Annotated in this window: 9 protein-coding genes; 4 read left to right on the top strand and 5 right to left on the bottom strand. The window is 63.9% G+C overall.

Features of this window, described 5'->3' with window-relative positions:
• Window positions 1-33: 33 nt before the first annotated feature.
• Window positions 34-2,412, bottom strand: a complete 2,379-nt coding sequence (locus B0G57_RS12675) for an LPS-assembly protein LptD (RefSeq protein WP_018443725.1) — start codon at window positions 2,410-2,412, stop codon at window positions 34-36.
• A 209-nt stretch (window positions 2,413-2,621) separates the two neighbouring features.
• Between B0G57_RS12675 and B0G57_RS12670 the strand changes: the two genes are divergently transcribed.
• A complete protein-coding gene (locus B0G57_RS12670; RefSeq protein ID WP_018443724.1) occupies window positions 2,622-3,659 on the top strand; it encodes an aminoglycoside phosphotransferase family protein in 1,038 nt (345 codons plus the stop codon).
• A gap of 114 nt (window positions 3,660-3,773) precedes the next feature.
• On the top strand, window positions 3,774-4,469 hold the full coding sequence (gene murU / locus B0G57_RS12665) for an N-acetylmuramate alpha-1-phosphate uridylyltransferase MurU (RefSeq protein ID WP_035469672.1): 696 nt from the start codon (window positions 3,774-3,776) through the stop codon (window positions 4,467-4,469).
• On the opposite strand, the gene B0G57_RS12660 is transcribed toward murU, so the two are convergent.
• The gene (locus B0G57_RS12660; RefSeq protein ID WP_018443722.1) at window positions 4,450-6,342 is read right to left on the bottom strand and encodes an ABCB family ABC transporter ATP-binding protein/permease; all 1,893 of its coding nucleotides are present in this window, start codon (window positions 6,340-6,342) and stop codon (window positions 4,450-4,452) included. The two genes, murU and B0G57_RS12660, sit on opposite strands and share 20 nt — an antisense overlap.
• A gap of 176 nt (window positions 6,343-6,518) precedes the next feature.
• Between B0G57_RS12660 and B0G57_RS12655 the strand changes: the two genes are divergently transcribed.
• Complete coding sequence (locus B0G57_RS12655) at window positions 6,519-6,914, top strand: acyl-CoA thioesterase (RefSeq protein ID WP_020566544.1); 396 nt, start codon at window positions 6,519-6,521, stop codon at window positions 6,912-6,914.
• Window positions 6,915-6,957: 43 nt separating this feature from the next.
• On the opposite strand, the gene B0G57_RS12650 is transcribed toward B0G57_RS12655, so the two are convergent.
• On the bottom strand, window positions 6,958-9,603 hold the full coding sequence (locus tag B0G57_RS12650; protein WP_018443720.1) for a sensor domain-containing protein: 2,646 nt from the start codon (window positions 9,601-9,603) through the stop codon (window positions 6,958-6,960).
• Between the two features lie 246 nt (window positions 9,604-9,849).
• Window positions 9,850-10,326 (bottom strand): nitrate reductase associated protein, encoded by a 477-nt coding sequence (locus B0G57_RS12645; protein WP_018443719.1) that lies wholly within the window; start codon window positions 10,324-10,326, stop codon window positions 9,850-9,852.
• A 109-nt stretch (window positions 10,327-10,435) separates the two neighbouring features.
• Between B0G57_RS12645 and fdhD the strand changes: the two genes are divergently transcribed.
• A complete protein-coding gene (gene fdhD / locus B0G57_RS12640; RefSeq protein ID WP_026230235.1) occupies window positions 10,436-11,266 on the top strand; it encodes a formate dehydrogenase accessory sulfurtransferase FdhD in 831 nt (276 codons plus the stop codon).
• Between the two features lie 51 nt (window positions 11,267-11,317).
• Here fdhD and B0G57_RS12635 read toward each other — a convergent pair whose 3' ends face one another.
• Entirely contained in the window at window positions 11,318-12,088 is a 771-nt protein-coding gene (locus B0G57_RS12635) for an enoyl-CoA hydratase (protein WP_026230234.1), read from the bottom strand.
• Window positions 12,089-12,165 lie beyond the last annotated feature (77 nt).

Genomic DNA, 12,165 nt, shown 5'->3' with positions numbered 1-12,165 from the left:
GCGCGCCGGAAAATGCTGACCGCCGCCTCGTCCTCACTCGTAATCGGAGAACCGTGACAGCGGCGGCGCCGGCGGCGGGGGCGGCTGATACCCTTCCACGCCGGCCCTGAACGCCGCCGTGAGCCCGTTGTCCACGTGCGAAAGGCCCTTCAGCGTCAGTTGCGCGAGCACGCGCGTGCCGGAACTCGGCACGCCCGAGGCCGTGATCCCGTTCACATAGCGTTGCAGACCGATGCCGAAGCCCCAGCAGTCGGCATCGTACTGGAAGCCGACCAGTCCGTCGACAACACGCTTGTCGGCCAAATCGTACTCGATCCGCCCGACCGCGAAGATGCGCCGGGTGATCGGCCATTCGCCCGAGATCAGCAACTGGTTGATCGGCTCGTTGTTGTTGAGTGCCAGATCGGCCCGCGTGTATTGATACGACATGTTGATCACTTTGCGATCGGCGGGGCTGAAGCCGAAGCCGGTGATGGCCTGGACGAACTGACTCTGCTCGGCATTATATTGGACGGCCGCCTGCGTCGAAAAACCGGCGCCGATCTTGAGCGACCCGCCCGCGATGACGTTCGAGCCTTTCGTCCCGGGTTGCACGTTGGTCGTGCTGACCAGCACGCGCTGGTTGACGAAGTTGTATTGCTGGGCGATGACGAAGCGCGCGCGCTCGTCGCCCGTGGCGGCGTCGATGAAACGCGTCGTCAGCGCAGTCGTGACGCGGTTCGCGTCGGCCACGCGGTCGTTGCCGACGAACGTATTGGGCATGAACATCTCCGCAAGCCCGAAGTCGATCGGAGCTGTATCGAAGAGCGGCGCGCGATTCTGATTGCGGTACGGCGAATAGACATAGTAGAGCCTCGGCTCCAGCGTCTGGATGTAATCGCCGCCGAAAAGCCGCACCGATCGTTCGAAGATGAGGCCGCTGTCGAAACTGTACGTCGGGACAGCCTCGGTGAAGTTCTTGGGCTCGCCCGCCGGCACGTCCGTGCCGATATTTGTGAGGTTGTACGCGGCAACGTGGGCCTGCACTTTCGGCACGATGAAGTAGCCGGGCGCATAGATGCCGTAAGACACGTACGGATTGAAAGCAAACCGATCGCCTTGCGTGGAATTGGAGACCGGTATCGTGAAACGCGTCGCGTCGGCCTCCGCGCCGAAGTCGAAGCCGCCGACGTTGTACCGCGTGTACTTGACGTTCAATTGCGGCTCGCGCCCGTAAGGCGTCGCGCCGGGATCGAACGACAGCCAGTGCTGCTCGCGCAACAGCACCGACCAAGGGCCGCTGTTGTAGGTGAAGCCGGCTTCCTGCGCATAGACGAGCTGCGCGCCGACCGTGTACTGGTTGCCCGCCGAGCCGAGCTGGTACGGATAGTTGATATCCGAGACCTTGTTGTAATTGACGTAAAAGCCGAACCCGTTGCCGAGATTCTGATTGTGCTGCCAGAAGATCGCGTAGCGGTTTCGGTGGGCGGCGGCGTCGTTCGGCAGGTAATCGGTATAGAACGTGCCCGAGTAACTCGGCGAAAGATAGCGGAACTGCTGCTGCAACTGCACGCCGCGCCTTTCGATATAGCGCCCCGTCACCGTCAGATCGCGGTTCGGCGCGATATTGAAATAGTACGGCTGCGAGAAATCGAACCCATTCGTCGAGCCGAATGAGAAGGTCGGCGGCAACAGGCCGCTCTTGCGCTCGTTGCTGAGCGGAAACGAAAGCCACGGGCTCGCGAAGATCGGCACGCCCTGGAAAAACAGCACGCCGTTGCGCGCGACGCCCTCGTCCTGGCCCGTGTCGAATTCGAACTTGCTGCCGCGAATGTACCAGGCCGGGCGCGTTTCGCACTGGCACGCCGTGTAGGTCGCATCGGTGAATACGGAACGCTCGCTATCGAGCAGCTTGACCTCTTTTGCGCTTCCCGAGCCGCCGCGCGTGGTGAAGTGATACTTCGGCACCGGCATGAAGCCCTGACTCGATTCGACCTGCATATGGGCCTCGGGCCCGTAGAACACCGCACCGTTGGTGCTAATCCGCACATGCCCGTAAGCATCGGCCATGTCGGTGTCCTGATCGTAGTGAAGCGCATCGCCTTTCACGACCGACACGCCGCGCCGCACTTCGGCGGCACCCTTCGCGGCCATGTCGCGGTCCGCCGTGCCGCTCGCCTGGTCGCCGAGCACGAACGTCGAGGGAGCGCTGCCTGGGGCAAGCGGATGCTCCTCGATCTGCGGCGCGAGCCGCAGCCCCCAAGGCACGTCGATCTGCTGCGGCTCGGCTGCGGCGCCGGATAGCTGCGCATTCGAGATCGACGGCATGAGACCCGGCACGGCAATCAATGCCGCGGCGAGCCGTTTCATGCGCGGGGCGCGATCGCAGATGCGGAAGCCGAAGGGATGCGTTCGAAGGTGTCTGGGCGGCATGTATCGATATTCGAATCGGCCGGCGGGCCGGCAACGGGCCGGTCGCTGCCTGCGTGCACCGCCGCGGGACGTGGCGGTCTCATCGAGCGCCCGCTTGCCAGGGCGCGCGATGAAAGGCGGTCCAACGGGACCGTGCGAGGGCCAACACGGGGCGCATCAAAAAAAGTCGTCGGGTATTATATGGCAAGACGTTTTGCCTCCCGCCTTTCATGACGACGACCTCCCCCGCCGACGCCCGCCTCGATTCGCTGAGCGAGTGGCTTGGCACGCACGCGGCGCGCTATGCGCTCGACCTTGCCACGCTCGCACCCGCTTCCGCCGATGCAAGCTTCCGCCGCTATTTCCGGTTGGCATCGGCTGGCGATCACGGCGCGACGCTCATCGCCGTCGACGCCCCGCCGCCCGAGAAATGCCGCGAATTCGCCGAGATCGCGGGCCTGCTCGCGCAAGCGGGCGTGCACGTGCCGCGAGTGCTCGAATGCGATCTCGAGCGCGGCTTCATGTTGGTGAGCGATCTCGGCACGCGGTCCTACATAGCAGCACTCGACGCGAACGATCCACAAAGCGCGCGGCCGCTCATGCGGGACGCGCTCGACGCGCTGATCCGCTGGCAGCTCGCGTCACGCGAAGGGGTGTTGCCTGTGTTCGACGAAGCGTTCATGCGCCGCGAGATGGAGCTCATGCCCGAGTGGTACATTGGCCGCCACCTGAACCGTGCCGTCGACGAGAAAACGCGCGCCGTGCTCGACCGCACCTACGCGCTCGTCATCGCGAGCGCACGCGCGCAGCCGCAGGTCTACATGCTGCGCGATTTCATGCCCCGCAATCTCATGATCTGCGAGCCGAACCCGGGCGTGCTCGACTTCCAGGATGCGGTGATGGGGCCGATTACTTACGATGTCGCTTCGCTCATGCGCGATGCCTTTCTGACGTGGGACGAGGAGTTCGAGCTCGATTGCTTCGTCTACTATTGGGAGCGCGCCAAAAAGGCGGGGCTTCCCGTGGACCCCGACTTTGGCGAGTTCTACAGGCAGATCGAATGGATGGGCCTGCAGCGCCACATCAAGATCCTCGGACTCTTTGCGCGACTCAATCACCGCGACGGCAAAGCGCGCTATCTCGCCGATCTGCCACGCTTCATCGGCTACGCTCGCAAGGTCAGCGAACGGTACCGGCCGCTCGCGCCGTTCGCGCAACTGCTCGACGAACTCGACGGCCGCGCCGCCGAAATTGGCTATACATTCTGAGCCTTTCGACGTTTCCAAAAACTGGATAAACAGAACGACATGACGGCCAAGCCGATCAACGCGATACAACGAGCGGCGGCAGGAGCTGCGAACGCGGCGCCGATCAACAAGGCGATGATTTTCGCGGCGGGCCGCGGCGAAAGAATGCGGCCGCTTACCGATACCTGCCCGAAGCCGTTGCTCGAGGTGGGCGGCAAGCCGCTCATCGTCTGGCAGATCGAGCGCCTCGCTCGCGCGGGTTTCACGACGATCGTCGTCAATCATGCCTGGCTCGGCGAGCGGATCGAAGCGGCGCTTGGCGACGGCTCGCGCTGGGGCGTGCGCCTCGCCTACTCGGCGGAAACCGTCGCACTGGAAACGGCGGGTGGCATCGCTCAGGCGCTGCCGCTTCTCGAGGATGACGGCCGGCCTCAGATCTTCGTCGCGGTGAGCGGGGACATCTACTGCGATTTCGATTACGCCCGCTTACACGAGCCCGCCGGGCGACTCGCGCAATCGGCGCAACCGGGCATGCACCTCGTCATGGTCCCGAACCCGCCGTTTCATCCGACGGGCGACTTCGCGCTGATCGACGGTCAGCTTGCACTCGACGGCGCCCCGCGCTATACGTTCGGCAACATCGGACTCTACGACACACGGATGTTCCGCGGCCTCGGCCGCGGCGAGCGCTGCGCGTTGAAGCCGTACTACCGGGAAACCATCGGAGCCGGCCGCGCAAGCGGCGAGTTCTATGACGGGCGCTGGGAAAACGTCGGGACGCCGCAGCAATTGCGCGAGCTCGACTCGACACTCAGCGTGCGGACCCGTTGACGATCGCCGGGTCGGCGAGCGGCGCCTCGCGCGCCGCCTGCTGCTGTTGCAGTGCCCACATCTGCGCAAAATGACCGCCCGCGCGCACGAGCTCGGCGTGCGTGCCGCGCTCGACGATGCGGCCGTGGTCCATCACGATGATCTGATGCGCGTGGACGACCGTCGAGAGTCGGTGTGCGATGACGAGCGTCGTGCGTCCGCGCGCGATCTGATCGAGCTCCGCCTGAATCGCGCGCTCCGAGCGGGAATCGAGCGCCGATGTGGCTTCGTCGAAAACGAGGATCGGCGGGTCCTTGAGGAGCGTGCGCGCGATCGCCACGCGTTGCTTCTCGCCGCCCGACAGCTTGAGACCGCGCTCGCCGACAGGCGTGTCATAGCCCTTCGGCAATCCCTCGATGAAGTCGTGAATATGTGCGGCGCGCGCGGCCGCGACGACTTCCTCGCGCGTGGCGCTCGGCCTGCCGTAAGCGATGTTGTAGTAGATCGTATCGTTGAACAGCACCGTGTCCTGCGGCACGATGCCGATCGCCGCTCGCAACGTCTCCTGCTTCACGTCACGGATGTCCTGCCCGTCGATGCGGATCGCACCGCCCGCCGTCCGGTCGAGATCGTAAAAGCGAAAAAGGAGCCTTGCCAGCGTGGACTTGCCGGCACCGCTCGCGCCGACGACGGCTGTCGTCGTGCCGGCGGCGATCGTGAAGCTCACGTCGTGGAGGATCTGCCGTGACGGCTCGTAGGCGAACGAGACGCGCTCGAGCGAGAGCTCCGCCCCGCGTACGGCAAGCGACGCGGCGCCGGGCGCATCGGGTATCTCGCGGGCGGCGCCCAGCAGCGTGAACATCCGGTCCATATCGGTGAGCGCCTGCTTCAGCTCGCGATAGACCACGCCGAGGAAGTTCAGCGGGATATAAAGCTGGAGCATGAACGTATTGATGAGCACGAGGTCGCCGAGCGTGAGGCGTCCCGCCATCACGCCCGAGGTCGCGCGCCAGAGAATGAAGACGAGACCGGTGCCGATGATCGTCTGCTGCCCGAAGTTCAGCAATGAAAGCGAGTTCTGCGATTTGATCGCCGCCGCGCGGTAGCGCTTGAGGTTTTCGTCGTAGCGCTTTGCTTCCCATTCCTCGTTCCCGAAGTACTTGACGGTCTCGTAATTGAGCAGCGAATCGATGGCCCGCGAGTTCGCGCGCGAATCGAGTTCGTTCATCGTCCGGCGAAAGTGCGTTCGCCATTCCGTGACCTTCACCGTGAATGCGATGTAGACGACGAGCGCAATCAACGCGACCACGGCGTAGTAGGCCTCGTACTTGACGATGAAAAAACCGAGCACGAGACCGACTTCGACGAGAGTCGGCAAGATGCTGTAGAGCGAATAAGAAATCAGTTGCTGAATGCCTCGCGTGCCGCGTTCGATGTCGCGCGACATCCCGCCCGTCTGCCGCTCGAGATGAAAGCGCAACGAAAGCGAATGGAGGTGCCGGAAGACTTTCAGCGCGAGCTCGCGCACGGCGCTTTCCGTGACTTTCGAGAACAGAATCTCGCGCAGCTCGGTGAACGCCGACGTCGAAAGCCGCACGACCGCATAGGCGACGACGAGCAGCGCGATGCCGCCCGCGAGCACGATCGCCGGTTCGTGCTCGGCCCGGCCGAGCGCCGTCAGATGCTGCATCGATGCGAGACCATCGACGATGCGCTTCATGACGATCGGCACGCCAAGGTTCGCGACTTTCGCGCCGACCAGGCAGGTCAGCGCAAGCGCGACGCGCCCCTTGTAGGTGGCGAGGTAAGGCAGCAGCGAGCGAATCGTCTGCCAATCGCGGCGCGGCGCGTCGGACGGCGGAGCGAGCTCCGTGGAAGCGGAAAAACGTCGCATGAAATCATCGGCAACAGCCGCGGCAACAACTCTGCAAAATGTGGGGACCCGGGCTCGGCGTTGCCCGTACAATTCCAACGCCGTCACACCGCCCGTGCCGGTATTGTCGCAGAACCCGATCGGCGGCGTTTGCGCCCTTGCGGCGCGGATCGTTTTTACTTTTTCACGGTGCACCCATGACCTTTTCGCCCATGCTTCCGCAAAAATCCTGCGCCTTGCGCGTCATGCCACAACCGTCGGACGCCAACGTCCACGGCGACGTATTCGGCGGCTGGATCATGGCGCAGGTCGACATTGCGGGATCGATCCCCGCGAGCCGCCGCGCCAACGGCCGCGTCGCGACGGTGGCCGTGAACTCGTTCGTCTTCAAGCAGCCGGTATTCGTCGGCGACCTGCTCAGCTTTTACGCCGAGATCGTCAAGACGGGCAACACCTCGATCACGGTGGACGTCGAGGTGTTCGCGCAGCGCATGAGCCTCTCCGAGGAAGTCGTGAAGGTGACGGAAGCCACGCTCACCTATGTCGCCACCGATCGCGATCGCCGTCCGCGCAAGCTGCCGGAACTCGGCTGAAGCACCGCCAGCGCCGCGCCTATGCGCCTAGGCGCCCAGGCGCCTATGCGTCGGCGTGTTCGGTCTTGCGCCCTCGGTCGCGCTCCAGAAGCTGGGGAATCGCATCCTGCGGCATCGGCCGCGCGAAGTAGTAGCCCTGCATTTCATGGCAGGCGCGCGCTTTCAGAAAGTCGAGTTGCGCGGCCGTCTCGACACCTTCCGCAATGACCTGCAGATCGAGCGAATGCGCGAGCGCGATGATGGCCGAGGTAATCGTCTCGTCATCGCTGGAGTCGCCGATGTCCGAGACGAACGAGCGATCGATCTTGAGCCGGTCGACCGGAAAACGCTTCAGATAGCTGAGGCTCGAATAGCCGGTCCCGAAATCGTCGATCGCGAGGCCGATACCGAGCGCGTGAAGCTCGTTGAGCATGATGACCGCTTCCTCGGCGTTGCGCATGATCGTGCTCTCGGTCAGCTCGAGCTCGAGGTAGCGCGGCTCGAGCCCGGTCTCCTCGAGGATCGACATGACGAGCTTGGCGATGTCGCGCTGCTGAAACTGGCGGGCCGACAGATTCACCGAGACGCGCGCGGGCGGCAGCCCTTCGTCCTGCCAGGCTTTGTTCTGGCGGCAGGCCTCGCGCAGCACCCACTCCGATAACGGGCCGATGAGGCCGCTTTCTTCCGCGACGGGAATGAACGCCGAGGGCGGCACGAGCCCCACTTCCGGGTCGTGCCAGCGCACGAGCGCCTCCATGCCGACGATGCGCCCGGTCCCGATGTCGACCTGCGGCTGATAGTGAAGCAGGAATTCGCCGTCGCGAAGCGCGCGGCGCAGGCGCCGCTCCAGACTCAGGCGAGCACCGACGCTCGTGTTCATCTCTGGCTGAAAGAGCTGGAACGTGTTGCGCCCCATGTCCTTCGCGCGATACATGGCGAGGTCGGCCTTTTTCAGCAATGTTTCGACGTCCTCACCATCTTGCGGAAAGAGGCTCGCGCCCATGCTGCAGCCGACATAGAGTTCGGTGCCGTCGAGCATGACCGGCTCCGAGATCACCGCGCGAACGCGCTCCATCCACTTCACGAGCGCACCGTCGCCGACGAGCTCCGTCAGTACGATCACGAACTCGTCGCCGCCATGACGCGCGACGGTATCGCCGGCCTGAGCCGTGCGCGCGAGCCGCTCGGCAACGACGCCGAGCAGGCGGTCGCCGACGCTATGGCCGAGACTGTCGTTGACGTTCTTGAAGCCGTCGAGATCGACGAACACGACCGCGAGCTCGATGCCGCGCGCCATTGATTGCTGCAGCCGCTCGCGCAGGAGGATGCGATTGGGCAGCCTCGTGAGACTGTCGTAGTTCGCCTGATATTCGAGTTGTTCCTGATAGCGGATCAGCTCGGTGACGTCGTTGATGACGCCGATATGGTGCGTGATTCGGCCGTCCGTATCGGGCACGGGCGCGACGTAGAGCTGATTCCAGAACAGCGCGCCATCCTTGCGGTAGTTGCGCAAAACCGCGCTGACCTCACGGTTCGCCGCGAGCCCTTCGCGAATGGCGACGAGCCCGTCCTGCTCGCGATCGTCGCGCTGCAGGAACCGGGAGTCGTGGCCGATGACCTCGGCCGGCTCGTATCCCGTGATGCGCTTGAAGGCGGGATTCGCGTACTCGATGACATGGCCGCCCTCGGCCGGCCCCGTGATGACGATCGCATTGACGCTCGCATCGAGCGCGCGGCTTTGCAGGCGCAGCGCCAGATCGGACCGCTTGCGGTCCGTCGTGTCCGTGTAGGAGCCGAGCACGCCGATCACCGTGCCGTCGCCGTTCGTAAGCGGAATCTTGCTCGTGATGCCGGCGCGCAAGACGCCTTCCACCACGAGTTCGAACTCGAGGTTCATCTTCGGCACGCCGGTCACGACGATTTCGCGATCGGCTCGCTGCAGCGAGTCAGCCATGCTTTTCCACGGCATGTCGTAGTCGGTCTTGCCGATCACTTGCTCGGGATAGGCGAGCCCCGCGTCGCGCGCGAACGCCATATTGCAGCCGAGATAGCGCGATTCGCGGTCTTTCCAGAAAATGCGCTGCGGGATGTTGTCGATGACAGTCTCGAGCATCTGGTTCGAGCGCTGGGCCTCGGCTTCGGCCTTGATCTGATCGGTCACGTCGTCGGCCAGCACAAACATTGCCGGACGGCCCATGAAGCTCAGCACGTGGTTCGAGATATCGGCCGAGAGCAGCGAGCCGTCGCGACGCCGATGGCGCCAAACCCCGGCCATGACACGGCCGCGGCGCGGCGTCGCACTGGTGCGGCCCAGATACGAATCGAGCCGCGCGAGCTCGTCGGGCGGGTGAATCTCGCGGATCGTCATCGAAAGCAACTCGCTTTCGCTGTAACCGTACTGCTCGACGGCGGCGTCGTTCGCCGCGAGAAAGCTCAGCGTTTCGCGGTCATAGATCCACATCGGCACGGGATGGGCATCGAAAAGCTCGCGAAAGCGCTCGTCGCTGCGACGCATGACGCGCGCGACACGCAGCTTCGCGCGCGCGGCGCCCTCGCGCGCGCCAAAGGTGTAGATCAGCACGCCGCAGCCCGCGATCATCGTCACGAGCAGAAGCAGCATGGCAAAGCGCGTCGAACGCATCGAAGCGGCGAGCGCGGCCGCGACGACGACGAAGTTGATCAGCAACCGCTTCGAAAAGAAAGATCTCATTTATCGAACGCCGTTCGCACCGGGGACGACGCACCCATCCTGCGGGGCAGGCACCCCATTATTGATGGAATACGAAGGAATGCGGGTTTTTTGACACGCCAACTCGTGGATAACGGCAGGGCTGCGCAAAAGTTGAGCGCGTCCGTGCAAAAACGCGAAACGACACCTTCAATATTCGTATGACGAAACCGCGCGGAAGCGAACCGCTACTCAATCGCTCCGCGCAATTCTCAACGATTGTTAAATTCAAGCCGCCAGCCCGAATTCCTTCATGGCCGGTATGAAGTCGTGATTGCCTTCCGGCTTGCGCGACAGCTTCGCCAGCACATAGCGCTTGAATGGCGCGAGCTGTGCCCAGCGGTCATTCGAGGGGAGAGGAATCCCGGCGATGCCGCACTGATGGGTAACGCCTTCGGGCACGGTGTCGACCTTGCGCCATGCGGGGTCGGCGTCCGGCGTGAACCATTCGGGCTCGACATTCGCATGCGTGCGCATCATCTCGAAGAGCGCATGGTCGAAATTCGGCTCGATCGCCGTATCGTCGTCGACGGGAAAGCGCGCGAGCAGCACGCGGTCCGGATAGGGCAGCATCTGCCACTGCGCGAGCGAGATACGCAGCCCGAAGCGATCGAGGTTGAAGCGCACCGACATCGGCATGAATTTGAAGTCTTCTGACGACACCACTTCGAAATCGAACAAGAACGGCGCTTCGAGCAGTCCCATGACGATGTCCTCTAGGTCAAGGAAGCCTTGTTTCGGCAGGCAGATATGGTCTGGTTCGGGTATTTTAGAACTTCTATCGGCGCGTCAATGCGGCCAGCAAGGAGCGATCTTGAACGAACCATTGGATTACGCCGAGCAATCGGGCGTGGTTGAGCAGCAAGTGCGCCGGCATCGCGGGGGCGCCGTCGAGACCGCCGCCGACCGGATCGGCCAGGAGTGGCCGGTCGCGCTCATTTTCAACGGCATCTCGCATGCCGTCATGATGTGTACGCCACGCGATCTCGAGGCGTTCGCGGTCGGCTTCGCGATTTCCGAAGGGATCGTCGAGCGCGGCAGCGACATCCATGACATCGAAGTGACGATGCACGGCGAAGAATTGCCGTTTCCACACGCTCAGGTCGAACTGACCGTCGTCCAGCAGGCGTTCGTCGCACTCAAGGAAAAGCGGCGTGCGCTCACCGGCCGCACCGGATGCGGGGTATGCGGTATCGAGAGCATCGATTTGCTCGATCTCGCGCCCGAGCGCGTCTCCGATACGGGATTCCTGTCACGCCTCGCATCCGACGCTATCGCACACGCGGCGCGCGCGCTGCCCGAGCATCAGGCGCTCACGAAGCTCACGGGCGGCCTGCATGCCGCCGCATGGTGCGCGGCCGACGGGTCGATTGGGCGCGCCTTCGAGGACGTCGGCCGACACAATGCGCTCGATAAGCTGATCGGCCAGCTCGTCCTCGATCGCACGGATACGACCGACGGCTTCGTCTTCCTTTCGAGCCGTGCGAGTTACGAGCTGGTACGTAAGGCGGCGCGCGTCGGCATCCCGATGGTCGCGACGATATCGGCGCCGTCGTCGCTGGCTGTCACGATCGCGCGTCAGGCAGGCATCCGGCTGTTGAGCTTTTGCCGCGAGGCCGGGTATGTCGACTACGAAACGGCATAGGGAGCGCCGTCCCGCCACCGGAACGTCGCACCCCTGGATCGACGCAGTCGGCTAATCGAACTGGCGAAAGTCCGGCTTGCGCTTCTGAAGAAATGCCGTCATCGCCTCGCGAGCTTCGGGCGCGAGCAGCATCTTGCCGAAGTGCACGACTTCCTCCTTGATCCGCTGCGCGACTTCCTGGTCTCCCGCCTGCTTCATCAAGCGCTTCGTCACGCGCAGCGACGACGCCGGCAACGTCGCCAGCTTGGCTGCCTGCGCGAGAGCAAACGCATCGACTTCGCCCGCAGGCAGCAGGCGGTTCACGATTCCCATCCGATGCGCCTCGCGTGCGTCGAACGCCTCACCCAGCAGCAACTTTTCCGCGGCGAGCTGATAACCGGCCAGGCGCGGCAGCAACATGCTCGAAGCCGCCTCCGGGCACAGCCCGAGCTGCGTGAACGGCAACGAGAACGTCGCCGAATCGGCCGCATAGACGAGATCGCAATGAAGCAGCAGCGTCGTGCCGATCCCGACCGCGACGCCCGCTACCGATGCCACGACCGGCTTTGGCGCGGTGCTGATGCTGCGCAGAAACCGCAGCACCGGCGCGTCATCGCCCATCGGCGGCGACTTCACGAAATCCTCGAGATCGTTGCCCGCGCTGAATGCGCCTCCGGCGCCGCGAATCACGATCGCACGCACGGCCGCGTCGTCGCGGGCATCCTCGAGCGCTTCGGTCATCGCGGCATACATCACCGACGTGATCGCATTCTTTTTATTTGGACGATTGAGGGTAATCGCCATCACGCCATCGGCGCGCTCCACCAGAATTTCGTCCGTCATCTGTCGACTCCAGAAAAAGCGATGGCTCGCGAAGCTGTCCGATCGTCGGCGAACGATCATCGAGCCCGCGAACCGTC

Source organism: Trinickia symbiotica, from assembly GCF_002934455.1.
Taxonomy (GTDB): Bacteria; Pseudomonadota; Gammaproteobacteria; order Burkholderiales; family Burkholderiaceae; genus Trinickia; species Trinickia symbiotica.
Note: the sequence above shows the minus strand (reverse complement) of the source record. Positions and strands in the feature narration are given on the sequence as shown.